At 42.9% G+C, this 26555-nt stretch carries 22 protein-coding genes; 20 read left to right on the forward strand and 2 right to left on the reverse strand.

Annotation, left to right across the window (positions count from 1 at the left end; genetic code table 11):
• Window positions 1-36: 36 nt before the first annotated feature.
• Both ACOAOT_RS06230 and ACOAOT_RS06235 read left to right on the forward strand, forming a co-directional pair.
• Entirely contained in the window at window positions 37-2472 is a 2436-nt protein-coding gene (locus ACOAOT_RS06230) for a glycoside hydrolase family 3 N-terminal domain-containing protein (RefSeq protein ID WP_420216201.1), read from the forward strand.
• A 19-nt stretch (window positions 2473-2491) separates the two neighbouring features.
• Window positions 2492-4105 (forward strand): sulfatase family protein, encoded by a 1614-nt coding sequence (locus ACOAOT_RS06235; RefSeq protein WP_420216202.1) that lies wholly within the window; start codon window positions 2492-2494, stop codon window positions 4103-4105.
• A 62-nt stretch (window positions 4106-4167) separates the two neighbouring features.
• Here ACOAOT_RS06235 and ACOAOT_RS06240 read toward each other — a convergent pair whose 3' ends face one another.
• A complete protein-coding gene (locus ACOAOT_RS06240; RefSeq protein WP_420216203.1) occupies window positions 4168-5397 on the reverse strand; it encodes an ROK family transcriptional regulator in 1230 nt (409 codons plus the stop codon).
• Window positions 5398-5644: 247 nt separating this feature from the next.
• Here ACOAOT_RS06240 and ACOAOT_RS06245 point away from each other — a divergent pair, with 247 nt between their 5' ends.
• The 6 genes from ACOAOT_RS06245 to ACOAOT_RS06270 all read left to right on the forward strand — a co-directional run bounded on the left by ACOAOT_RS06245 (window position 5645) and on the right by ACOAOT_RS06270 (window position 12162).
• Entirely contained in the window at window positions 5645-7132 is a 1488-nt protein-coding gene (locus ACOAOT_RS06245) for a sulfatase family protein (RefSeq protein ID WP_420216204.1), read from the forward strand.
• Window positions 7133-7158: 26 nt separating this feature from the next.
• Window positions 7159-7395 carry a polya polymerase gene (locus ACOAOT_RS06250; protein WP_349669356.1) on the forward strand — a complete coding sequence of 79 codons (237 nt, stop codon included), beginning with the start codon at window positions 7159-7161 and terminating at the stop codon, window positions 7393-7395.
• Window positions 7396-7519: 124 nt separating this feature from the next.
• Window positions 7520-8668, forward strand: a complete 1149-nt coding sequence (locus tag ACOAOT_RS06255; RefSeq protein WP_420216205.1) for a class II fructose-bisphosphate aldolase — start codon at window positions 7520-7522, stop codon at window positions 8666-8668.
• 15 nt (window positions 8669-8683) lie between these two features.
• Window positions 8684-9517: a triose-phosphate isomerase family protein gene (locus tag ACOAOT_RS06260; RefSeq protein WP_420216206.1), complete on the forward strand. Its 834-nt coding sequence runs from the start codon at window positions 8684-8686 to the stop codon at window positions 9515-9517.
• Between the two features lie 19 nt (window positions 9518-9536).
• Window positions 9537-11009, forward strand: a complete 1473-nt coding sequence (locus tag ACOAOT_RS06265) for a lactate racemase domain-containing protein (protein ID WP_420216207.1) — start codon at window positions 9537-9539, stop codon at window positions 11007-11009.
• A 34-nt stretch (window positions 11010-11043) separates the two neighbouring features.
• Entirely contained in the window at window positions 11044-12162 is a 1119-nt protein-coding gene (locus ACOAOT_RS06270; RefSeq protein WP_420216208.1) for a PfkB family carbohydrate kinase, read from the forward strand.
• 68 nt (window positions 12163-12230) lie between these two features.
• On the opposite strand, the gene ACOAOT_RS06275 is transcribed toward ACOAOT_RS06270, so the two are convergent.
• Window positions 12231-13274, reverse strand: a complete 1044-nt coding sequence (locus ACOAOT_RS06275; RefSeq protein WP_420216209.1) for a LacI family DNA-binding transcriptional regulator — start codon at window positions 13272-13274, stop codon at window positions 12231-12233.
• 142 nt (window positions 13275-13416) lie between these two features.
• Here ACOAOT_RS06275 and larC point away from each other — a divergent pair, with 142 nt between their 5' ends.
• The 12 genes from larC (at window position 13417) to gtfA (ending at window position 26471) form a co-directional block, all read left to right on the forward strand.
• Window positions 13417-14223, forward strand: coding sequence for a nickel pincer cofactor biosynthesis protein LarC (gene larC / locus ACOAOT_RS06280; RefSeq protein WP_420216210.1), 807 nt, complete (start codon window positions 13417-13419; stop codon window positions 14221-14223).
• 42 nt (window positions 14224-14265) lie between these two features.
• Window positions 14266-15060, forward strand: coding sequence for a sulfite exporter TauE/SafE family protein (locus ACOAOT_RS06285; RefSeq protein WP_420216211.1), 795 nt, complete (start codon window positions 14266-14268; stop codon window positions 15058-15060).
• A 22-nt stretch (window positions 15061-15082) separates the two neighbouring features.
• Entirely contained in the window at window positions 15083-16192 is a 1110-nt protein-coding gene (locus ACOAOT_RS06290) for an anaerobic sulfatase maturase (protein ID WP_420216212.1), read from the forward strand.
• 115 nt (window positions 16193-16307) lie between these two features.
• The gene (locus tag ACOAOT_RS06295; RefSeq protein ID WP_420216213.1) at window positions 16308-16844 is read left to right on the forward strand and encodes a flavin reductase family protein; all 537 of its coding nucleotides are present in this window, start codon (window positions 16308-16310) and stop codon (window positions 16842-16844) included.
• A gap of 63 nt (window positions 16845-16907) precedes the next feature.
• Window positions 16908-17120, forward strand: coding sequence for a hypothetical protein (locus ACOAOT_RS06300; RefSeq protein ID WP_420216214.1), 213 nt, complete (start codon window positions 16908-16910; stop codon window positions 17118-17120).
• Between the two features lie 143 nt (window positions 17121-17263).
• Entirely contained in the window at window positions 17264-18775 is a 1512-nt protein-coding gene (locus ACOAOT_RS06305; protein WP_420216215.1) for a DUF5605 domain-containing protein, read from the forward strand.
• A 116-nt stretch (window positions 18776-18891) separates the two neighbouring features.
• Window positions 18892-19869 carry a LacI family DNA-binding transcriptional regulator gene (locus tag ACOAOT_RS06310; RefSeq protein ID WP_420216216.1) on the forward strand — a complete coding sequence of 326 codons (978 nt, stop codon included), beginning with the start codon at window positions 18892-18894 and terminating at the stop codon, window positions 19867-19869.
• Between the two features lie 312 nt (window positions 19870-20181).
• A complete protein-coding gene (locus ACOAOT_RS06315; RefSeq protein WP_420216217.1) occupies window positions 20182-21543 on the forward strand; it encodes an ABC transporter substrate-binding protein in 1362 nt (453 codons plus the stop codon).
• A gap of 22 nt (window positions 21544-21565) precedes the next feature.
• A complete protein-coding gene (locus ACOAOT_RS06320; protein ID WP_420216218.1) occupies window positions 21566-22447 on the forward strand; it encodes a carbohydrate ABC transporter permease in 882 nt (293 codons plus the stop codon).
• A complete protein-coding gene (locus ACOAOT_RS06325) occupies window positions 22447-23313 on the forward strand; it encodes a carbohydrate ABC transporter permease (protein ID WP_420216219.1) in 867 nt (288 codons plus the stop codon). Before ACOAOT_RS06320 ends, ACOAOT_RS06325 begins: the two co-directional genes overlap by 1 nt.
• A 77-nt stretch (window positions 23314-23390) precedes the next feature.
• On the forward strand, window positions 23391-25037 hold the full coding sequence (locus tag ACOAOT_RS06330; protein WP_420216220.1) for a glycoside hydrolase family 32 protein: 1647 nt from the start codon (window positions 23391-23393) through the stop codon (window positions 25035-25037).
• 15 nt (window positions 25038-25052) lie between these two features.
• Window positions 25053-26471 (forward strand): sucrose phosphorylase, encoded by a 1419-nt coding sequence (gene gtfA / locus ACOAOT_RS06335; RefSeq protein WP_420216221.1) that lies wholly within the window; start codon window positions 25053-25055, stop codon window positions 26469-26471.
• The last annotated feature ends 84 nt before the right edge of the window (window positions 26472-26555 follow it).

Consider the following 26555-nt stretch of genomic DNA (forward strand, 5'->3'; position numbering starts at 1 on the left):
GATAAGAAAGAATAAAAATAAATGGAGGTATTTGATATGGAATTGTACAAGGACCCACATCAGCCGATAGAAGCGAGAGTGGAGGATCTTCTTTCCAGAATGACTCTTGAAGAGAAGGTTGCCCAGTTATGCGGTGATTTACCGGCTTCATTTATTGAAGATGGGAAAGTAAATACAGATCTTTTAAGAAAGAAGTTTCCTGACGGTCATGGACGTTTTACTCAGTATTCCATTGTTGGTCTGGTAAGCCCGGAGCAGATTTCCAGAATCAGCAACCAGATACAGCGTTATTTTGTGGAAGAGACCAGACTAGGAATACCGGTTGCATTACAGGCAGAGAATCTTTGCGGTTATCCTGCAGCAGGCGGCACCCTTTTCCCGGCAATGATCAATATGGGATGTACCTGGGAGCCGGAGCTTGCTGAGAAAATGAGTGAGATTATCGGTCAGGAGAGCCGCAGTGTGGGAATTACCTCCGCCATGAGCCCGGTAATCGATATCGTTCAGGATCCCAGGTGGGGAAGAACTTATGAGACCTTTGGAGAAGATCCTTATCTGACCAGTCAGTTCGGCGTTCACTATGTAAAAGGAATGCAGGAACAGGGCGTCAGCTGTATCGCAAAGCATTTCCTGGGATATTCTTCAACGCAGGGCGGTTTAAATACTTCTGCATGCCGTATGGGAAAACGGGAGCTATATGAGATATTTGCAACACCTTTTGAAGCAGCGGATAAGCTGGCAGGACTGGATGCCATGATGGCGAATTACGGAGAAATAGATGGGCTTCCTGTAATTGTTAATAAGGATATTATTGAAAATCTGCTTCGTAAGACTATGGGATTTGATGGCGTTTTAACGTCTGACGGTGCAGCCGTACTGAAAACGTTCCAATACTTTAAAGTTGCCAAGACCTATGAAGAGGCAGGATATCTGGCGAAAAAAGCGGGTACTGACACAGAGATCCCTGTAGGAGCAGCTTTCCGTCAGCTGCCATCGTATGTACGTTCTGGCGAACTCAGTGAAGAATGCATCGATGCTTCTGTCCGCCGTGTGCTTACCGTAAAATTCAAACACGGACTGTTTGAGAATCCATATTGCGAAGAAGAGAAGGTTACGATGGCATTATGCAATGACTCAAAGAATGAACTGAGTGAAGAAATTGCATCCAAATCAATGGTTCTGTTAAAAAATGACGGCGTGCTGCCACTGAAAAAAGGAACAAAGGTAGCGCTTATTGGCCCCCATGCAGATTCACTGCGGTATCCGGTGAGCGGTTACACCTATCCGGCATATGTAGAAATGATGAAGGCCGGTGCCAGCGGTCAGTCAACTGGTTTTAATGGTCTGGCTGATGAACAGGAAAAAGCACAGAGCAGTGAGAAGAAATACAAAGGACCTTTTGCAGTCATGTTTGATATGTTCTCAAAGGAAGAACAGAACGCCATGAACGATATGGAATCGGCGTTAAGAAGAACGGGAACACGCAGTTTAAAAGAAGTTCTCACAGAGCGTTTCACGGTATCCTATGCACAGGGCTGCAGCATTATAGGCGAAGAGACAGATGGTTTTGCCGAAGCAGTGGAGGCGGCCAGAGAGTCCGATGTGATTGTGGTGGCATGCGGCGGAAACTCAGGCTGGGTCAATGTAACCGGAGGTGAGGGGAAAGACCGTCAGTTTCTCGATCTGCCAGGTGTTCAGCAGAAGCTTCTGGAAGCAGTTGCAGCAACAGGCAAACCAGTAGTTGTGGTGCTTTATGGACCAGGTGTATTTGCTGTTAACTGGGCACAGGAAAACTGCGGAGCAATTCTGCAGGCATTTATGCCCGGACCGTTTGCTGGTAAAGTTATTACCGATGTGTTAGACGGAACCACTAATCCCGGAGGAAAGATGACAATGACTGTGCCGAGAACCACCGGACAAATCCCCATCTATTATAACCACCGCATCGGATCCGGCTATAACAGTGGAGGAGATATCACCTCTTCTTCCATCTTTTCCGGAGGATATGTGGATGGTCCTGCCGATCCGCTCTACTGTTTTGGACATGGTCTCAGCTATACCACATTTGAGCTTTCTGATCTGGAATTATCCGCAGCTGAAATTCCAACAGACGGAAAACTGAAAATCAGCTGTAATGTAAAAAATACCGGTGATGTTGCCGGTGATGAGGTGGTACAGCTTTATACCAGTTTTACTGAAGCTCATGTAACACGTCCAAACAAGCAGCTTTCCGGCTTCCTCCGTGTGTCCCTGAAGCCAGGAGAGGTAAAAAAGGTTGTATTCCATCTGGATATGGCACAATTGGGATATTACAACGAATCTATGGAGTTTGTGGTTGAGCCGGGAAATATGCACCTTATGGTGGGAACAAGTGCAGCAAATCTTACGTTAAACAGCCGTGTGCTGCTGACTGGAAAACCCGCAGATATGATGGGAAGACGCTCTTATGTATGCCATACAGAAGTTCATTAGTTAAAAAGGAATAAAACTTATGGAGAAAAGACCTCATATTATTATCTTCAATCCCGATGAAATGCGTTCTGACTGCCTGGCTCATCTGGGGCAGAATAAGGCAGCCAAGACTCCGTTCTTAGATGAATTTGCCAGGACGGAAGCTGTATCCTTTCGCAATGCCTTCTGCCAGAATACGGTATGTGTTCCCAGCCGGTGCAGCTTTTTTACCGGTCTCTACCCCCATGTGGGCGGACATCGTACCATGCAGCACTTGCTGCGCAGCCATGAATCAAGCCTGTTTTCCGAATTGAAAGATACAGGTTATTATGTCTGGATGAACACCCGGAATGATTTAATTGCAGGACAGGTACCAGGCCTTATGGAAGAGCATGCAACTGAGATCTATTATGGGGAGGACTGTCCCAAGCCGCCGGGTCCGGAAAAGAAAGATTTTCGGGGGCAGATGGGAGATAAGAACTATTACTCTCATTACGAAGGCCGGCTGTTGACCGACGAGAACGGAATCCACTATTCCGATGATGACGGAGTGGTAGATGCGGCGATTGACCGGATATTTCACCGGGTCAATGACCAGCCCCTGTGTATGTTTCTTGGCTTAATGTATCCCCATACTCCCTATGCAGTGGAAGAGCCCTATTTTTCAGCCATTGACCGAAGCCTGCTGCCCAGACGTGCTGCAGCAGGAAGAGATAAGCCGGAGATGGAGTCAGCCCTTAAAAATCTCATGGCTATGGATTCCTATACGGAGCAGGACTGGGATGAGCTGCGTGCCTGTTACTTAGGGATGTGCATGAAGGTGGATGAACAGTTCCGGCGCTTATGTGATGCACTGAAGGAAGCTGGAATCTACGACGACTGCGCTATCTTTTTCCTTAGCGATCACGGTGATTATGCCGGTGACTTTGATTTGCCGGAAAAATCCCAGAATACGTTTGAAGATTGTCTCACCAAGGTTCCGCTGCTTATAAAACCGCCTAAGGGAGAGCAGGTTGATCCTGGAATCTCTAATTCTCTGGTAGAACTGGTGGATTTTTATGCAACTGTGATGGATTATACCAATACAGATCCCGGTCATGATCACTTTGGAAAATCTCTTAAGCCTGTTGTCTTGGACCGGAGTGTACAGCTTCGCGATATTGTTTTTTGTGAGGGCGGCAGAATGCCATGGGAAAAACAGGCTGATGAATACCATCCGGCAGCCGGCAGTTCCGGCGTAATTCCCAAAACCAGCATGTACTGGCCAAGGCAGACAGCCCAGCTGGACTCAGATGCCCATTGTAAAGGAACCATGATACGGGATCATTCTTATAAATATGTTCACCGTTCAAACGGTCGCCATGAATTTTATGACCTTCAGTCTGATCCTTTTGAGGAAAATAATGTTTACGGGAATCCGGAACATGAAACCAAAACAATGGAATTCAGGCTCCGCCTTCTGGACTGGTATCAACAGACCTGTGATATTGTTCCAAGGGATTGTGACAGACGTATGAGCGATCGAATGATGTGGTCCAAAATAAAGCAGGACTGTCCTCCCCAACTGAAGGAACAGGCATGGGAAATGATCAGGGATGGAAAGGGTATGGCCTACATCAAAGCCCAACTGGCAGCAATGCAGACAGAGAATTAAAATAACAATGCGGTTTCAATTATCTTTCAGTCCAGACTGATAATTAAAACCGCATTGTTGTTCTATTCGATGAAGGTTTTCAGATCATTTTGTACCGCAGCAGCGGCAGCGCCTAAAGCACCGCTATAGGTGTCGGGCTCAACAAACATAAAGTTGGTATCGATATCAGTGGCTGTATATAAATTCCGATGAATGACATCCATGAGCTGATCTTTGTTCTTCTGATTCTGGAAGATGTTTCCGTCAATGAGGATGCATTTTGGTCTTACGAAATTATCAATATTGGCAATTCCGATTCCCATATGATAGATCGCATCTTCCAGGATCCCATTCACACTCTGATCTCCCTCAGACTGGGCTTTTATTATTTCATAAATGGTTGGAGACTCAGCATTTGCACATATACCGCGAAGAATATCTGCCTTACCGTTGTTCAGCACGCTGATGCAATTGGAAATGATCGCCCGTTCACTTGAAAATGCCTCAAGGCAGCCGTGGTTCCCGCATCTGCAGAGAGGACCGTGAGAGTCAACCACCATATGCCCCACCTCGCCCTGGCCGATAATAGATTCCCGAAAACGATCATGAGTATACATCAAAGGGCAGGCAATACCTGTTGAAACCATAAAGTATGCAAAGGAGTGATAGTGGTCCATTCGTTCATGATCAAATAAATAGGAGCCATAGGCTCTTGCGCAGGCATTGTTTTCGATTGAGACAGGTCCGTCGTAGTTAAGCAGCCTGGATAAATCGCCTTTCAGATCTTTATTTTTCCATTCATAGCCTGGAAGGACAATGAGTTTTCCCTTGTTGCGGTCCACAAGTCCCGGTATGCACAGACCAATACCAGCGATTTTTGCCTTTGGTATTTTACTGGTCCGAAGCAGCTTCTTAACCAGTTCTGAAGTTTCTGTCATGATTTCCTCGTAATCACTGTAGGCCGTATCATCTGCAATTGCTTTTATCAGTTTGCCACGGTAATCGGTGATGCAGGCACGGCGCATAGTACCTCGTGTTTCAATTCCAATAAAATATCCGCCATCGTCTGAAATATCAATGAGAGATGCCTTTCGCCCAAGGGTTTTTCCGGAAGCTTTTGTGTTTTCCACCTCTTTAATTAGTCCTTTGGAAAGTAGAAAATTCACAGTGGTGGTGATTGTGGGAAGGGTAAGTGACAGCTTTTCTGATATTTCAATTCTGGAAATGGGGCCATCGTGATAAATCATCTGGCGAATCGCGGACTGATTCGTGACCTTAACTCTTGATAAATTATTTCCATTGGCAATCTGCATGTTATTTGAATCCTTTCTGTATATGTATCAAATATTTTTTCTCAAAATTATTTTAAATGAGGATAGCGGGGAATGATCTGCTCCTGTGTTGCAATAATTAAATGATTTAATATTCATAATAGCAGAATAATTAAGAAAATACAAGTTTTAGAAAATATTTGTTGACAGTAGTTATTGAAATTATTTCGTTGTGATGATATAATAAATTAAATTAATTAAAAAATAGAACGGAAGGAAAAATAACGTTATGATGGACGTTTTATTCTACATGTCAGATCAGCATTCCTATAATTTGCAGGGGTATGCCGGAAACAATATAGTAAGAACTCCCAACCTGGATCGCATAGCAAGGGAAGGGACAGCACTTACCAATGCATATACGGCATGTCCGCTGTGTGTACCAGCCCGGGCCTCCATGATTTCAGGACAGCTTCCCAGTAATAACGGTGTTTTGTTTAATTTTAACTCCATTCATTCGGACAGCGCTACCTTTCTTCACAGCCTGACAGCATCCGGTTATGAAACGGTACTTTGCGGCCGTATGCATTTTGTCGGACCGGATCAGCGTCATGGTTATGCAAAGCGCATTGCAAAGGAGAGGACTCCCGTATTTCACAACAATGCTCCAAAAACAAAAGAGGAGATGGAAAACAAATCAAAAGTAACGGGTTTTGATGAGAACAGCTCGCTCTACTATATAGGCGGTGGGGATTCTCCAGTTCTTGCATATGACCGCTATGTTGTAGGTGAAGCACTGGATTACTTAAGCAAGGAACATGAAAGACCCCAGTTTATTACAGTAGGAACCTATGGACCCCATTTCCCTTATGTGGCTCCGGAGGAACTTTATGAGTATTATTATGATAAAGTCAGCCTGGAGGATGTTTCAGAGACCTATGAGGGGCATCCCGCTCTTAATGGTAAGTTTACAGAGGCAGATCCGGAAGTGGCCAGAGCAGCACGTGCGGCTTATTATGGTCTGGTTGAGCAGCAGGACCGGCATATTGGAACAGTGTATGATGCATTTCAGCAATATTTAGAACGGACTGGTCATGAGGGGATATTTATTTATGTTTCCGATCATGGTGATATGAATGGCACACATGGATATTACGGCAAGCAGGTATTTTATGAACCATCAGCCCACATTCCTTTTTTAATTCAGGGTAATAATATTCCGGCCGGGCGAAGGATTGACAGTCCCACCAGCCTTTTGGATATTGGCCCTACCATCTGCGGATTGACAGGAACAGAGATTTTAGAAGGGGATGGGAAAGATATTTCTGCCCAGATCATGGAGAACAGCCAGGATGTAGACCGAATGGTAGTCAGTGAACTGTATACATATTTAAGCAATGGAGAGACCTCCCTTGGAAGATTGGTTCGTTATCGACAGTGGAAGTATATTACTTATTCAGGATTTCCAGAGGATGACGTGCTCTATGATTTAGAGCTGGATTTAAATGAAGAGCATAATGTAATCGCCGGGTTTCCTGAGGTTGCAGAAAAACTCAGGCAAAAGGCTGATTCCTATAAAAGTTATGATCAGGTAATGGAACACGAAAACTGGGTGATGAAGCAGCTTCGCATCCTGATGAAATGTGATTATGATAACACGGATGAAAGATGGATTCCGTCTGGTCTTAAGGAACTTGATAATCCGGTTAAAAGCAAGAAACCATTTCAGCCCACACCATGGTCAGTACTGATGAGAAAACGGCTGAATGAACAATAAGTCATAAAACCAGGGAGGAAATAACAATGAGAGTGAAACAGATTAAAGACATCGATGCTTTTTTCAGGGCGCTGGCAACCTGCCAGGGAAGAGTGGAACTGATTACAGATGATAAGGATGTACTGAACTTAGCATCAAAGCTGACCCAGTTTATCGGTCTTACCAGAGTATTCAGTAATCCTGAAATAGAATCCTATGAAATCGTCTGCTATAACGGAGAAGATTATCAGAAGATTAAAGAATATCTGGTTCCAGCAGAATAGATCAATCATTACAGTTTCGGAAAAGGTTTACGAAAACGTTTGACTAATGAGTTGTAGAAATGAAATTTTTAATCAACTATAATTTGATAAAGATCAGAGTGTACAGTCGAAAGGGGAAAAAACTATGCCAATTATACCATTAAGACCTCTCTTGGAGGCAACCGACAAATATCAGTTTGCACAAGGCGCCTTTAATGTAAATGCAGTATCCCAGATTAAAGCAGCAATTGAGGTTCATGAAATGTTAAGAAGTCCGGTCATATTACAGGGAGCAGATTTAGCCAACGGTTTTATGGGCGGAAGAACAGATTTTTTAAACTCAACCATTGAGGACAAGCGCATTGGTGCAAAGAACATCGGAGCTGCTGTCCATAAATACGGCGCCTATTCTCCCGTCCCCATCGTACTTCATTTAGACCATGGGAAAGACTTTGATTCGGTAAAAGCAGCTATTGACGGCGGTTATACATCGGTAATGATTGATGGTTCTTCTCTTCCTTTTGATGAGAACGTGGAACTGACCCGTGAAGTTGTAAAATACGCACATGAGCGGGGCGTATCGGTAGAGGGGGAACTGGGAGTTCTGGCCGGAGTGGAAGACCATGTATTTTCTGATGCTTCCACCTACACCAATCCCATGAAGGCAATTGAATTTTTCAAAAAAACAGAGGTTGACTGTCTTGCAATTTCCTATGGAACCATGCATGGAGCGGTAAAAGGTAAGAATGTAAAACTCCGCAAAGAAATCGTTATTGCAATCAAAGAATGTTTAAAACATGAGAAAATATTTGGTGTATTAGTATCCCACGGCTCTTCAACCGTTCCAAAATATATTGTTGACGGAATCAATGCTCTTGGCGGTGAAATTACCAATGCAGATGGAATATCGGTAAATGAAATCAAACAGGCAATTGCATGCGGGATAGGAAAAATCAATGTCGACACCGATTTGCGTCTGGCAGTAACAAGGAATTTACGGGAATATTTCTATCAGCACCCGGATAAGAAAAACAGCCCATCCGTTGGGAAGATATATGAACTGCTGGAAGAAAAGAAATCTGCATTTGACCCCAGGGTTTTCCTGACCCCTATTATGGATACGGTGATGAAGGGGATTGAAACAGATGATGACATCAGAACACTGGGAGAGTGTATGGAACAGGGCGTAAAGGAAGTTGTCGGAACTTTAATTGTGGAATTCGGCTCTGTAGGCAAAGCATCTTTGGTGGAACAGCTGACTACTGATGATATGATCCGTAAATATAGAAAGTAACCGGAAAGGAATGCCATGAAGCATATATTTTTAAATTTAAAACGATTTGATATTCCAAGGGAATACAGCGGAGTAAACAGCATTGCCAGCCCACAGGAGTGGGGCGCTTATATTGTTGGTAAAGTCCAGGAAGAACTGAAAGAGTATAACGCCGATGACGTGGAGTTTGTAATGTATATGCCGGAAGCACATATTATCAACGCAGTTAAGGAACGGAACGAAGATTCAAACCTTAAGATCGGCTGTCAGAGTGTATTTCGTGAGGATACCGCGAAAGGAGCAAACTTTGGTGCCTTTACCTCCCATAGAACCGGCAATTCCATGAAAGCAATTGGCTGTGACAGCACAATTATCGGTCATTTTGAGGAAAGAAAGGACAAGGCAGGTATTTTGTCCGAAGCCGGTGTGACCGACTTTGATGCCGTTAACCGGATTTTAAACAAGGAGATTCAGGCGGCAATTCAGGCAGGACTTGACGTGCTTTACTGCATCGGTGAAACGGCTGACCAGCAGGAAAACTGGAAGGAAGTTTTAGAAAGCCAGCTGACCATCGGGTTAGATGGGGTGGATATCAGTAAAGTGGCAGTGGCTTATGAGCCAGTATGGGCCATTGGACCTGGAAAAACACCGCCTGACAGAGAATACATCAGAAAAATAGCCTGTTTTATCAAAAAAGTAAAAAGCGGGATTGCGGTAACCTATGGCGGGGGACTTAAAACGGATAACGCCGGCATGCTCGCCTCCATACCTGAAATCGACGGCGGACTCATTGCACTTACGAGATTTTCTGGAGACATTGGTTTTTACCCGGAGGAGTATCTGGAAATTATACGTACATATTTAGGATAGAGAAAGAGGGGTACCTGAAATGAAATTACAATTTGAATATGGACAGGGTTTTGTCAATGCGGAACTACCGGATGACACCGATGTATTTATACCTGGGGAAACTATTGCGGATCCGCCTTATATACCGGAGGACCAGCTGGAAGCTAAAACCCTTGAATCCATCCGTAATCCAATCGGATTGGAACCGTTAACCAAACTTGCAAAAAAGGGATCAAAAGTAACCATAATTTTCCCTGACAGGGTAAAGGGCGGGGAACAGGAAACGGCTCACCGTAAGATCTCCATAAAATTAATTCTTCAGGAATTATACAGTGCAGGAGTGGAAAAGAAAGACATTCTTTTAATCTGTTCCAATGGTCTCCACAGAAAGAATACCAAGGAGGAGATTTTTAATATCCTAGGAAAGGATTTATTCCATGAATTCTGGTTCACCCATCAGATTATTAATCACGACAGCGAAGATTATGACCACCTGGTTGATTTAGGAGTTACAGACCGGGGCGATCCGGTCATCATGAATAAATATGTATATGACAGCGATGTTGCAATCCTGATCGGACATACCCAGGGCAACCCCTACGGCGGCTATTCCGGCGGATATAAGCATTGTTCTACTGGTATTACACACTGGAAGTCCATTGGTTCTCATCATGTTCCTGAAGTGATGCACCGGGCTGATTTTGTTCCGGTCAGCGGAAAATCATTAATGAGATCAAAGTTTGATGAAATCGGCGAGTATATGGAAACCTGCATGGGCAAGAAGTTTTTCTGCTGTGATGCTGTACTTGATACCAATTCCAGACAGATTGAAATTAACAGTGGTTACGCAAAAGAGATGCAGCCTGTTTCCTGGAAAACAGCGGATAAGAGAACTTACGTGCCATTTGCTGAAAAGAAATATGACGTTATGATATTTGGTATGCCTCAATTCTTCCATTATGGAGACGGGATGGGAACCAATCCAATCATGCTGATGCAGGCTCTTTCTGCACAGGTGATCCGCCATAAGAGAGTGATGAGCGACAACTGTGTGATTATCTGTGCTTCCACCTGCAACGGCTATTTCCATGATGAGTTATGGCCATATACCAGACAGATGTATGAGATGTTCCAGACGGACCACATGAATACACTTCCTGATATGAACCGTCTTGGAGAATATTTCGCCACAAACGAGGAGTATATCAGAAAATACCGTTATACCAATGCATTTCACCCGTTCCACGGCTTTTCCATGATTTCCTGCGGACATCTGGCTGAGAAAAACACTTCGGCCATTTACATTGTGGGAGCAGAACAGCCAGGTTATGCAAGAGGAATGGGATTAAAAACAAGAGCAACCATTGAAGAAGCACTTGCTGATGCAAAACTCAAATATGTGGGATCAAATCCGAATATCCTGGCACTTCCAAAGGCTTTTAAAACAGCAGCTGTTCATCTTATGATGAAGGACGAGGTATACAGCGGAGACAACATGTATCATCATCATTAATAGTTTAAAACATGGAATAAGGACTGGTGGATTAATGCAGCATAGTAAATGGGTTACCATGGAAGAAGGAATTTTAGAAGCGTATATAAGAAATCTAAGCGGGGAAATTGTACTTGGAATTGATGGTTTCATTGATCAGGTATGGCAGGTTGTGGAGACAAGAACCCAGGATAACAACTACATTCTCATTGATAAGATGCAGGAATTTGGAAATCTCATTGTAAACCGCAGGGATGGCGGCATGGCAAATGAGCTGATTAAAAAGAGAAGGAGCTATGGCGGGTTTACTGCCAATACCGGAAAAGCTCTTGGAAATATGAACCTGCCCACGACCCTGATTGGAATGTATGGTAAAGAAGAAATTGATAAGATCTTTCATGATCTTCAGGAAAAATGCAGGCTGATCTCCGTTGGGGATCCAGTCGTCAGTACGATTCTGGAATTTACTGACGGAAAAATAATGATGCCTAACTTAGATGAGTTGTTAAACTTTACATGGAAGGACTTTTTAAGCATAATTGGGCATGAGCAGTTACAAAAGATATTATTAAATGCGGATATTGTATCCCTGGGCTACTGGTCTAATATGCCTGATTTTGACACCTTTATAACGGAGCTTACCGAGAACTATTTTCATACAAACCGGCCCAGAAGATTATTTTTTGATTTTGCAAATATCAAGAAGCGCAGTAAAGAGGCGATTCAGGGAACCTTCCAGGTCTTAGAGAGTATTAACCATAAAATTCCGGTGAGTCTCAGCTTAAATGAGCACGAAGCTGTTATATTATTTTCCTATTATGACCGGAAATTCTCTGAAAACAGGGAAGAGGTTGCCCGGGATACCCAGTTCATCAGGAACATAATCGGGCTTGATGAGCTGATCGTACACACCCCTCAATATGCAGTGATGTCATCGGAATCAGAGGGAGTGGAATTACTGGAACAGGATTACTGCGATGCACCAGTTATAACTACAGGAGCCGGGGATACGTTTAATGGCGGTTACATCGCCGCCTGTCTTGGCGATTTAAAGGCAGTGGAACGTCTTGCCATTGCCAATGCAGCAACCAGGTTTTATGTCAGCAACAGCCATACACCCGACAGGCAGGAACTGATCTCAGAGATAAAGCGGATTAAAAAAGTTTTAAGATGAAGCCTGAAATAAAAAAAGGAATCGGAAAGCAATTACGTTCCGATTCCTTATGAAAAAAACTGACATGGTTATGTTCTTCTTATCCTGCTTGATTTGCAGCAGCTTTCTCTTGTGATAATCTGAAATGGGAGTTCTACGGTTGCGTGAATGCCTTTTCCATTCTCAATCCGGTCAATCAGGATCTTTGCAGCCATCTTTCCCAATTCCTCCATTGGAATACGGATAGTGGTCAGCATGGGAGACATGTACTGGGCAGTATCAATATCATCAATGCTGATGATTGAGAAATCCTGTGGTACGCGAAAGCCGCAGTCTTTAATGGCTTTCATTGCACCGATTGCAGTGGAATCATTGGCACAAAATAACGCGGTGACAGTTTTTTCCTGCTGTTTTTGAAGAAATGCTTTTACACTGTTATATCCCCCCTCCGGGGACATGGGGGCTGCTATGATATGTTCCCGTAAAACAGGCAGCTTTAAGTCTTTCATGGCCTCCAGATACCCCTGGTATCTTAATTCTTTCTGCTTTTCTCCCACATAAGCAATGGAACTGTGACCCAGCTTATGAAGGTATTGAATTGCCGCCATAGATGCCTGGTATCCGTCGCTTACGATCTGATCAAACTCTGTATCGATTTTATTTAGTCCCACATAAACAACGTGTTTGTACTGCTTTTTGATAAATTCCAGCAGATCCTTATCGAACCGTCCCAGAACTGCTATGCCATTTACCCGGTTGTTTGTTATGACCTGATAAGTGGCGGCATCGTTTATATCATAAGCGGAAAAGGAATATTTCATAATATACCCCTGTCTGTAAACCTCCTGTTCAATGGATCTTGCTATCTTTGAAAAGAAGGGATCATCAGTGGTGCTGTTTGACCGTGCAAAGATACAGCCAATTGTTTTCACAGGGGCCGAAAGGCCATCGGGATCTCTGTTCAGCTTTAAATTACGTGCTGCCGTATTGGGAGTGTAATTGGTTTCCCGGACAATGCGCCATATGGTATCCTGAACTTCTTTGCTGGCGGCTTTGGTATTGTTATTATTTATTACACGGGAAACAGTTGAGACTGACACACCCGCTAAATTTGCTATTTCTTTCAATGTCATGGAAGTTCCTCCTGTAATTCAATTATACAGGATTTAGTATAACATTTCGATTACTGTCTATGCAAACGTTTGAGTAAAATTGTTACATATATTTGTGTAAAAATGCTAGAATGAATCTCACAAACAACAGGAGGAAGCAGATATGGACAATACATTATATTTGGATTGCAGTTATGGGATCAGCGGAGATATGTTTGTGGCTTCCATGCTGGATTTGGGAGCTGACAGAGAGGTTATGTTAAATGCATTAAACAGTCTTCTGGTTCAGGGATTTAAAGTCAAAATAAGCAGAGTGGAAAAGTCCGGATATCATGCTTGTGATTTTAATGTAATTTTAGATGAAAAACATGAAAACCACGATCATGATATGGAGTATCTTCATGGTGCGAAAAAGGGTGATTCCCAAGACCAAGCACATACTCATGACTATGAGTGCAGAGGAATTGTGGAAATAAAAGAAATGATACAAAAGGCAGATATGACCCCTGGTGCAAGAACACTGGCTGTAAAGATATTTACAATTCTTGCACATGCGGAAGCAAAAGCCCATGAAGTTCCGGTAGAAAAAGTCCATTTTCATGAAGTGGGAGCGGTAGATTCCATTGCGGACATCGTTGCAGCGGCAGTCTGCTTTGACAATCTGGGAATCAGCAAAACCATCATTCCTGAGATTTGCGATGGGACTGGAACCATCCGCTGCCGCCACGGGATGCTGTCTGTTCCGGTGCCTGCAGTGAAAAATATTGACATGGCACATAAGCTGAATCTTCACACCACTGAAGTGGAAGGGGAATTGGTTACTCCCACAGGAGCCGCAATTGCCGCTGCAATCCGTACGGATGAGCAGCTTCCCGGTCATTTCACCACGTGCAGAACCGGTCTGGGCGCTGGAAAGAGAGCTTACAAATGTCCGGGGATTTTAAGAGCTGTTCTGATAAAGGAAGATTAACAACGAAATTCATCATAAAATAAATGGAGTCGGTGTAAAATTATGAAGCTGCATGAATATATATTGTTTGGACTGATTGGTTTAAGTGCTTCCACAGCAGGGGCGGTTTGCGGTATTGGTGGCGGGGTGATCATAAAGCCTCTTTTAGATGCATTTGGTTTGCTCAGCGTGGAAGCCATAAGTTTTCTATCCGGCTGCACAGTGCTTGCTATGGCCTGCTTTTCTGTGTTAAAATCAATTTCAGGCGGAGCTTCTTCTGTTGACAAAACAACTGGTACACCTCTGGCAATCGGTGCAGCAGCCGGGGGTGTGGCAGGAAAAGTAATGTTTCATATGGTTGCCAGCAGTTTTTCTGATCGTGATCAGGTGGGTTCTGTACAGGCGGTGTGCCTTTTACTTATTACTATGGGAACATTACTTTATACGATAAAAAAAGACAGGATTAAAACCCACCATATTACGAATAAAGTAGTTTGTATTATTATTGGTTTTGTTTTAGGAATTCTGTCCTCCTTTCTTGGTATCGGGGGTGGCCCTATTAATCTGGTGGTACTGTTTTATTTCTTTTCTATGGATACGAAAACCGCTGGGCAAAATTCTCTGTACATAATTCTATTCTCCCAGGCAGCCAGTCTGATTAATTCCATTGCAGCCAGCCAGATACCGGAATTCAGTTTTCTGATCCTTGCGGTTATGGTACTTAGCGGCATTGCGGGAGGGGCGATTGGCAGAAAGGTCTGTAAGCGACTCAGCGAGATTACAGTGAATAAACTTTTTATTGTACTGATGGCGGAGATTATGATGATTTGCTGCTATAATATTTATCAGTTATCTTAAAAGGCAAGGAGGAAAGGGTGGTATGCCGCCGGTAAATTTATTGATAAAACCAGCTTCCGGGTTGTGTAATATGGAATGTGATTACTGTTTTTATTGTGATGAGACACAAAAAAGGAAGCAGGCTTCTTACGGATTGATGTCAAAAGAGACCTTGGCCAACGTGATTCGTAAAGCATTTTCTTATGCAGAACAGAGTGTAGGAATCGCTTTTCAGGGGGGTGAACCAACTCTTTGTGGAATTGATTTTTTTGAAGAGGCAGTCCGGTTAGCAAAACAGTATAACGTAAATAATTTAAAAATTGAGTTTGCGCTTCAGACCAATGGATATGCAATTACAGAGGAATGGTGTGAATTCTTTAAAAAAAACCACTTTCTGGTGGGCTTATCCGTGGATGGAACGGAAGCCACACATGATAAGTACAGGCATGACAAAAAGGGCGAAGGAACGTACCAGAAGGTTCTTCAGGCAGCCAGGCTGATGAAGAAAGGCGGTGTAGATTTCAATATACTTACAGTAGTTAATAAAGAAACGGCAGAAAATATTGACTCCATTTATAAGGAATACAAGAGGAATGGCTGGGAATATTTACAGTTTATTGCCTGCCTGGACCCGATTGGGGAGATTCGCGGCCAAAGAGAATATTCCCTTACTCCAAAGGCGTACGGTGAGTTCTTAGTCAGGCTTTTTCACCTGTGGTATAAGGACTGGAAACGGGGAAAACAGCCCTATATCAGACAGTTTGAAAACTATATCGGCATCCTCTTAAAATATGAACCGGAATCCTGTGAACAAAGAGGGGTATGCGGGATTCAGAATGTGGTAGAGGCGGACGGCGGAGTTTATCCCTGTGATTTTTATGTTCTGGATGATTTTAAACTGGGAAATCTAAACCAGGATACAATGGCGAAAATCCAGGAACGTAGATCGGAGATCGGCTTTATTGCGCGGTCCCAGAATCATTCCGAAGACTGCAGACAGTGCCGCTGGTTTTCTCTCTGCCGCGGCGGCTGCTATCGCTGCAGAGATGGTATGGAGGACAATTATTTCTGCGAAAGCTACCGGATGTTATTTGAGAACTGCTTTACCCAGATGGAGGAGATAAGCCGTTTTCTGTTTACAACCAGGTATTAGATGACAGGTTCCACTCAGATGTTGCGTGTGCAACATCCTGGGTGGACTTTTTTTGCTATCATAGAAAAGTAAGAGCTGACTTACTAAAATGATACAAATCGATATGGAGGCAGACATGAAAAAGGTAAATGTAAATTATGAGAAGCTGTATTATGGATTTCCAGTTGTACTTGTAAGTTATTACGATACAGATGGGACTCCCAATGTGACTACTGTGTCTTCATCCTATACTTTAAAGGATATGATGGCGCTGGGTTTTTCTTCAAAGGGATATGGCATAAAGCGGATTAAAGAGACGTCGGATTTTGTGGTAAATATTGTTGACATCAGCATGGAGGAGGCAGTGAATTTTTGCGGAGGCAACACAGGAGCAGAGTGCAAAAAGTTTGACAGCATCGGTCTGACACCGATTGCATCTGAGGTTATTCATGCTCCTGTCATCAAAGAATGCCCCATTTCCATTGAATGCAGCCTGACGGATGTAATTGAAAGCGAAAATCATATAGGAATTACAAACATTCTGGCTAAAATAAAAGGCCGTCTTGTAGCGGAAGAATATTTAAACAGGGAAGGAAGACTAAACATATCCGCTTTTGATGATATTTTATATATTGGAGACGGAGCCAGCCGCGGTTTCCGTAATATGAAATAAAAATTTTTGACCGTATATTTTCCTGATGACTACAGAAACTAATGTCATACAGGAGGTAAGAAAATGGCAAAAGCAGGAATGAGAAGACCAAGTCCTTATGATCCCAAAAATCATGGAACGGAAAATCACGAAAAAATGCATCATCCTAAGAATGAACAGGCCAAGGTTCCTGAGATTCAGGGAGCTGCAAAAAACAGCAGTGAAAAAGCAGGTCCCGTCAATGCGCCAAACTGGGCAAGAGACGATTACAAAACAGGAAATAAGAATGAGGATTAATGGTAATGTGATAAAACGAGGCATATGAATATATGCCTCGTTTTTAATAGTCTGGTAATTATTATATGTATTGCTGATGGTTGTACAATCGAATATAATAAAAAGGGAACGTTTCTTTCACAAATGCATATGGGGGAATAGATATGACAGAATTTATTCAAAGACTTGAAAAATGGGATACCTGGGAAATTACCTGTTCCGGGCACACCGATAGAAATCCATTTGTGGATTACGAGATTCACGGAACCTTTACCGGCGATCATGAATGCAAAACAGTGGATGGTTTTTACGATGGAGACGGAAATTATGTGGTTCGGTTCATGCCTTCTTTTGAGGGGAATTATAAATTTTTAATTTGCGGAAGTTTTTCTGAGAAAACATGGGAAGGAACCTTTTTAGTACTTCCTGCTTCTGGTAACAATCGTGGACCTGTTCATGTAGCGAATACCTATCATTTTGCCTATGAAGACGGAGCTCCCTATTATTCCATAGGAACGACCTGTTATGTTTGGGAGCTGCAATCAGAAGAATTACAGAAACAGACTCTTGAAACTCTTAAGAAGAGCGCATTTAACAAAATTCGTTTCTGTATTTTACCGAAACATTATGATTACAATTTAAACGAACCGATCTCTTATCCATACATAGGAACTCCCTGCGACAGTACAAAATTAACCAGTGATAATTTTATGGAGTTTAATGGAAGGGCAGAAGGAAACCAGTGGGATTATTTCCGTTTTAATCCGGATCATTTCCGGCATATTGAACAATGTATCAGACAGCTGAGAGATCTTTCTATAGAAGCGGATTTAATTGTTATGCATCCTTACGATCGGTGGGGATTCAGCCTTATGGACAGAGAACAGGATGAACAATACTGGAACTACGTAATTGCCAGATTTTCTGCATACAGGAATGTCTGGTGGTCACTTGCCAATGAGTATGATCTTATGCCTCAAAAGTCCGTGGAGGACTGGGAAAATTATGCAGAGATCATTTGCAGGAAGGACAAATACAATCACTTGAGATCCATTCATAACTGCATGGCTTTTTATGATTATACCAGACCATGGATTACCCACTGCAGCATACAGAGGCAGGATGTTTATAAAACGGCGGAGTACGTGGATGAATGGAGAGAGAGGTACCAAAAGCCGGTGGTGCTGGATGAGATAGCCTATGAAGGAAACATTCAGCATGGCTGGGGAAATATAAGCGGTAAGGAACTGGTTCGAAGATTCTGGGAAGCCAGCTTAAGAGGGGGATACGCCGGTCATGGAGAAACTTATATGAATCCAAAAGACATCCTGTGGTGGTCTCACGGCGGTGTCTTACACGGAGAAAGTCCTGACAGACTGAAGTTTCTCTATCAGATCTTATCAGAAACACCGGGGTATGGGCTCACACCGTTAAAACAGGCCTGGGACGAGGTTTGCGCAACTGTGGAACGTGTCAGCTATTATTTATATTACTATGGTTTTAACAGACCTTCCTTCCGGGAATTTTATTTTGATGACACAACAGAATTTGATGTGGAAGTTATCGATACATGGGATATGGTTATTGAGAACAGGGGAACATTTAAGGGGAAATTTAAAGTGGAGCTGCCCGGGAAGGAATATATGGCTGTCCGCATTAGAAAACATCAGGCATAGAGATAGCAGAAGTAAAATGTGTTTTCCGGGATTGTACTAGACCATAGCCGGGCAATATGGTATACTGAATCCAAAATTTATTTTCAGAATAAAAGACGGCGGGAGGAGATTGACCAATGGCAACCCTTAAAGATGTGGCAGAACGGGCAGAAGTTACGGTCACCACTGTCTCAAGAGTCATTAATAACCGGGGCTATATCAGTGAACAGACGAGAAAAAAAGTTTACGATGTTATGAAGGAGCTTAATTATCAGCCCAATGAACTGGCACGGTCTCTTTCCATGCAAAGAACCAATACCATCGGAATTATTGTCCCTCACATAGTCCACCCGTATTTTGCCAAGCTCATCAGCAACTTAGAAAACGCAGCTGCCAACAAAGGCTATAAAATATTGCTTTGTAATTCCAAAGCAAAGAATGAAAAGGAACTGGAATACATCCAGATGTGTAAGAGCAACCGGGTATCCGGGATTGTACTGTGCAGCCGAAACGTGGATATTGAAGAGATGAAGAATTTAGACATTCCGGTCATTACCATAGAGCGTAACTTAGAAGCCGGAACAGTGGGAATTCAGTGCGACAACTATCAGGGAGGCTGTCTGGCGACGGAACATTTAATATCCTTAGGATGTAAGAATCTGCTCCATTTAAGCGGAATTAAAAATGAAAACATGCCGGCGGATGCCAGAGCGGAAGGATTTATTGCTGTTTGTGAAAAGCACGGAGTCCATCACCGGGAAGTGATGGCTACCAGCACCATTTACAATACTCTGGATTATCATGAGCACATCAGAAAAGCCATTGAGGAAGATCCTTTCGTAGACGGTATTTTTGCCAGCAGTGATCTGATTGCTGCCCAGACCATTCAGATCTGCGCTGAGATGAAGATATCCATACCCGGACAGATCCGGCTGGTTGGTTTTGACGATGTGGATATTGCCAGACTGACAACTCCCACAATTACCACCATCAGACAGCCGGTCAGAGAGATGGCGGAATGGGCCATCGAGTTTATACAGAGGAGTCTGGATCATGAAGCAGTTCCGGAACAGTTTAAGCTGCCGGTAACACTTGTAAAAAGAAATTCCACATAAATAAAAATGACACTGGAACGTAAAAGCCAGTGTCATTTTTTGTTGTCGAATGTAGAATAAAATATTATAAGCGATTGACTTATAAAATAAGCACTTTAAAATGAATAATAAAACATATATCATATATATTACAATGAATATTTGAGCAAAATGCACAAAAAATAGAATGAAAAATTTGTAGATAAGACAAAAATATGTCAAGCGGTTGACATGGAGCGCGGAGAGGAATATACTCAGGTTACAGCATACGTAAATACGCTTTCATCAGGAAGCAGATATTGCGGAAAATCAGAATATCAGGGAGGTATTGGAATGAAACGAAATCAGGTTCTTTCATTGGGATTGGCAGCTGTTATGATGCTTACTGCAGCAGGATGTAACGGCGGAAGCAAGACGCTTGAGGGGGACGCAGGCACAACGGCAGCAGGAAGCACAGAAGGGAACAAAGCAGAATCATCCCAAAGCGCAGGAACTGCGGCAAATGGAGTCACTATCACCATTTTAAACACGAAAGCAGGCATGGAGAAATTTTTTGAACCGGCGTTTGAGGATTATAAGAAAAAAACCGGAGTTACGGTGGAGATGACTTCTATTTCAGAGGGAGATTCTCCCTACGAGGCAATTCAGAAAAGATATGCAGCAGGAGATGCTCCTACACTTGCCATCATGGACTGCAATGATATTGTTGCTTTAGCAGAACAAAAGGCCCTCCCGTTAGATGGGGAAAAATGGGTGGCCGACGGAGGAGATAAATACGGTGTAAAGGTTGGCGGAAAGCTGTATGGATTCCCATTCAGTCTGGAAGGCAGAGGACTTTTATTTAACAGAACCGCCATCGAAAAGACGTTGGAAAAGGATTTTGATGAGAAATCCATAAAAAATCTTGATGATTTTAAAGCAATCTGTGATGAACTGGTTGCTGCAGGAATGGAAAAACCGGTTTGTATCTCCAAAGAGGACTGGTCACTGGGAGCTCATTATCTGGGACTTATGTATGAAGAACAGGACGGAACTTCCAAAGGAGCAGAAGGTCTCATCGGTTCGTTAAAGGATGGATCTGCAAAGCTGGCTGACAACGCAAGATTCAACAGCCTGTTTGATACCTTTGATGTGCTTATGAAATATAACATTAATGGAAAAGATCCTCTTGCGGCTGATTACGATACGGATAATGCTTATTTTGCAGAAGGCGACGTTGCATTCTGGTTTAACGGTAACTGGGTATGGGAAGTTGTATCCGGATTTGCAGATTCCAGTTCTGAGTTTGGAATGCTTCCTGTTGTTCAGAATACAAAGGACGATAAGTTCAACACTCTGGTCAATGCGGTTGGTTCCAAACAGATCATGATTGACAAAAACGCTTCTCCGGAACAGATCCAGGCTGCGAAAGACTTTTTAAACTGGCTGGTCTATGATAAGACAGCCCAGGATATTGTGGCAAACCAGATTCTTGCAGTACCATGCTTTAGTACCTTCAACGCTTCCCCTGACAATAAGCTGGGGCAGGCATTAAAGGCTTACGCTGATGCAGGGCTGACCTTTGATCAGTATAACGGACTGCCTGGAGATCACTGGTCTGTATGCGGTGGTTTTGTACAGAAATATCTGGGAGGGAAAACAGACCGGGCCGGCCTTGCAGCTGACTTAGAGGGCTATTGGAAATCCAAGAAATAGGGGATAGGGAAGGAACGCTTTTATGGAAAAAAATGCGATATCCAATAAAATAAAAACATATATGATGTTTGCGGGTCCGGCAATGTTTTTCTTCTTCGCAGTAGTCATCATTCCATTTATCTATGGTGTGTATTTAACCTTTACCAACTGGGATGGGATTTCAGAGAAAAAACATCTGATCGGAATCACCAACTACATAGCAGTATTTCAGGATGGGGGATTTTGGAATGCATTGTTACTGACCCTGTCTTACGTGGCAATCAGTACAATCCTGGTACAGGTGATTGCATTTGCGCTGGCATATTTACTGACTGGCGGGCTGAAAGGTCAGAACTTTTTCCGGGCAGGATTTTTTACACCAAACTTAATCGGCGGGATTGTTTTAGGATTTATCTGGAAGTTTGTGTTTTCCAAAGCATTTACTGCTTTCGGAGCGATCATTTCAGCGCCGCTGTTTGAAAGTTCCTGGTTATCGGATCCCATAAAAGCGTTCTTTGCTTTAATTCTGGTTACCGTATGGCAGTATTCGGGATATATGATGCTGATCTACGTTGCAGGCTTTGTCGGAGTACCAAAGGATTTAATAGAAGCGGCCAGTATTGATGGATGCACCAATACACAGAGGACCAGACACATCGTGATACCCATGATGGCTCAGTCATTTTCCATCTGTACATTCTTAACACTGACCAGATGCTTTATGGTATATGATTTAAACGTATCCTTAACAGGTGGAGAACCATATGGAAGTACGATTATGGCGGCTCTCCATGTGTATCAGAAGGCGTTCAAATCCAAACAGTACGGGTTAGGTCAGGCAGAGGCGCTGGTGCTTTTCGCAGTAGTCGCAGTTGTGGCTGTCACCCAGTATTACTTAAGCAGGAAGAAGGAGGTGGAAGCGTAATGGCGAAAGGGAGAACTGTGGTAGGCGGAAGAAAAGCAGTTTTTATGAACCTTATAAAGCTGGTTTTATTAACGGCGGTGCTGATTTTATACATGATTCCATTTTTCTTAATCCTGATCAATTCGTTTAAAAGAAAGATTACGATTATTAAGAATCCCCTTATGCTGGTAGACCCCAAAGGCTTTTCCTTTGATAACTATAGTTCGGCGTTTCGGGAGATGAACTATGTAAGGGCATTTGGAAACTCCTTGCTAATTACCTTTGTCAGTGTGGCTTTCATTGTCCTGTTTGCATCTATGGCAGCCTACTTCTTTGCAAGAACCAAAACCTTTGCAGCAAAATTCAGTTTTTCACTGATTGTGGCAGCTATGGTAATTCCATTTCAGACGATTATGATTCCCCTCATATCCATTTATGGGAATATGTTTGGAATGCTGAATATGAGGTCGACTTTAATATTTATGAATATCGGATTTGGTATGGGTCTGGCGATATTTATCTATTATGGATTTATCCGTTCCGGGGTTCCCATTTCCCTGGAGGAAGCGGCGATTATTGATGGCTGCACCCCTTACCAGCTGTTTTTTAAGATTGTTTTTCCACTTTTAAAGCCCACTACCGCAACTTTGATTGTCCTTGATGTCTTATGGCTGTGGAATGATTATCTTCTCCCCAGCCTGATACTCGGAAAAAAGAAACTATATACGCTGCCCTTATCAACTTATACTTTTTATGGTACGTATTCCAGCGATCTGGGTAAAATCATGGCAGGTCTGGTGCTGACCATACTGCCAGTCATTGTTATATATCTGATATTGCAGAAGCAGATTATCAGCGGTGTTGTAGCGGGAGCAGTAAAGGCATAGAAGACAGCCCTGTGATTCCATATTTGGTGACGCAGGGCTTTTTTAACAGAAAAATGACAAAAAGAGAGGGCAGCAGGTTGGAAAAGACAATTCGTATTACAGGAAAATATCTGTGGATTCCCATCACACCAGGAGCGAAAGATTCCATTGTATCTTTTTATACGAATGGCGTTAAGATTCAGGAGATGTGTATTGAGACCGGAGAAGATAAACCACATTTTTATGCATGGTTTGATGCATCGGCGTATCTGGGCGCTATCATGACCATAGAAGGGGATTACAAAGAAAAATGGTTTGAGAACATTCTGGTAAGAGATAAAAAACCAGTAAATCCAGGAACCAAAAGACCCCTGATCCATTATGCGCCTGAATTTGGGTGGCTCAATGATCCCAATGGGCTGATTTATGACAATGGAGTCTATCACATTTACCATCAGCATAATCCTTACGGAGTCAGGTGGGAGAACATGCACTGGGCACATACCAGTACTCGTGATTTTCTGTCTTATACACAGACGGAGGATGTTCTGTTTCCGGATGAAGAGGGACCGGCTTTTTCCGGGACAGCTATTTTGGATCAGAATAATTGCCTGGGACTAGGTGGGGATGCAATTGCGTATTATTATACTTCAGCTGGCGGACGCAGCCACTGGTCTAAGGAGCATAAGTTCACCCAGAAACTGGCGGTAAGCACCGATCATGGAAAAACTCTGAAAAAGCTGAATGAATCTGTTCTGCCTCATATCAATGAGGAAAACAGAGATCCAAAGGTGTTCTATCACGAAGAGAGCGGCTCTTATATTATGGTGCTTTATATCTCTGATGATACCTTCTGTTTCTTTCGATCCAAGGATCTGATTCATTGGGAGAAGATGCAGGAAATTATCATACCGGGTATGTGGGAATGTCCGGACTTTTTTCCACTTACCTGCGAAGGGGATGGGGGGAAGAAGTGGGCTCTGTGGTCTGCAGACGGATATTACTGTCTGGGAGATTTTGACGGTATGTATTTTCAGGCAGAGAAGAATAAAGAGGGAGATACCGTTGCCAGGTATCAGCTTTATAACATAATCACAAATGGGGAGAACAAAGCTGACCGAAACTTTGTAAGGCCATATGCAGCACAGATTTTTAAAGGGACAGGTGACCGCATTCTGCAGCTTAGCTGGATAACCAGCGTGAAAAAAGACAGGAATTACGCCGGTATTTTGTCCCTGCCTGGAGAGCTGGGGCTTAGTAAAACCACTGAGGGATACCGGATCTGTATCAATCCGGCAAAGGAACTGGCAAAGCTGAGAAGTGAGACATTCAGTAAAGTTCTGGATAAGAAAGAAGAGACTTTGGCACCATGTTTTGCAAGCCTTTATTCTGGTGAGGGTCAGGCATTTGAGATAGAACTGACAATTAGTGACGCCAGACAAATAATGGGTAAAGGTGAATCGTATATAAAGCTGACTGTATTTGGAACCCTGTTTTCTATAGATCTTTATAGCCTTGAAATAAAAGTGGGACCACACAGAATACCATTAAAAGAAGAAAAAGAGCATCATTTAAGGATTTATGCAGATACGGATGTGTTTGAAGTGTTTGCCTGCGAAGGATTGACATATGCTGTGACTGATAATGAAAGTGACAGCGTTTCAGGATCTGTGGAGATAGAGTATTCCGGGATCATGGGAGATATAAAACTTCATGCATTAAGGGCTATCAGGATAAGTGAATAGATGGGAGTTAGATGAATGGAACTGAATAATAAGATCATGTTAATTACATATGCGGACAGTCTGGGCAGGAATTTAAAAGAACTGGATACAGTTCTGCACACCTATCTGCAGAATGAGGTAGGCGGTGTGCACATTCTTCCTTTTTTTCCTTCTTCTGCAGACAGAGGCTTTGCTCCTCTGTGCTATGATCAGGTGGATGGAGAATTTGGAACATTTGAAGATATAAAGAGGATCAGCAAAGATTATTACCTGATGTTTGATTTTATGGTAAATCATATTTCCAGAAACTCTGATTATTTTAAGGATTTTGAGGAAAAAAAGGAGCTTTCTGATTATAAGGAAATGTTTATACGATATAAAGAATTCTGGGATCAGGGAGAACCAACCAAAGAAGAGGTGGATTTAATTTACAAACGAAAGCCACGGGCACCCTATACGGAGGTTACATTTAAAAATGGGGATGTGGAAAAGGTTTGGTGTACCTTTTGTGAGGAACAGATTGACCTGGATGTAAGGACAGAGACAACTAAGGAATTCATACGTAAATCGTTAACTGGCATGTGTGAGAATGGGGCATCCATTATTCGGCTGGATGCATTTGCCTATGCTGTAAAAAAGAAAAATACTAACTGTTTTTTTGTGGAACCGGATATCTGGGAGCTGCTTCATGATATTCAGGATGTTGTGTCCCCAAAGGGTGTGGATATATTACCGGAGATCCATGAGCATTATACCATCCAGATGAAAATTGCAAAGCAGGGCTTCTGGATCTATGATTTTGCACTTCCTGTGCTGGTTTTAAATGCGCTTTATACAGGAAACGGAGTGTATTTGAAACGATGGCTTGAGATGTCCCCGAAAAAGCAGTTTACCACGCTGGATACCCATGATGGAATCGGAATTGTGGATGCCAGAGACTTAATGCCTGATGAGGCGATTGAGGAGACGAAAGAAAAAATGTTTACCAAGGGAGCCAATGTAAAAAAGATCTACAATACAGCGGCTTATAACAATCTGGATATTTATCAGGTGAACACTACCTATTATTCTGCACTTGGTGACAGAGACGATGCATATCTGCTGGCAAGAGCCATTCAGTTTTTTGCACCAGGAATTCCCCAGGTATATTATGTGGGTCTGCTTGCCGGATCCAATGATATTGAGCTGATGGAAAAGACGAAAAATGGCAGAGACATTAACCGCCACTACTACAGCCTGGAAGAAATAGCAAAAGAGACAGATCGTCCGGTTGTGAAACGGCTTTTTGAGCTGATGCGTTTTAGAAACACTCACCCGGCATTTGCATTGGAAGGAAATATGGAAGTAAAACTAAAAAAGGATTATGAGCTGACTATCATACGCACCTGGGGTACCTATTATGCTGCGCTTACGGCTGATTTAAAAAGCTTTGAATTTGACATCAGCCATAATTAAAAGATGAAACTGGTTCTCTGCGTTGACAAATGCCCTCCGCCTCAGTAAGATAAATACAGAATAAATAAGGAGGGCTCTCAACGG

This window comes from Lacrimispora struthionigena, assembly GCF_048627165.1.
Lineage (GTDB): Bacteria > Bacillota > Clostridia > Lachnospirales > Lachnospiraceae > Lacrimispora.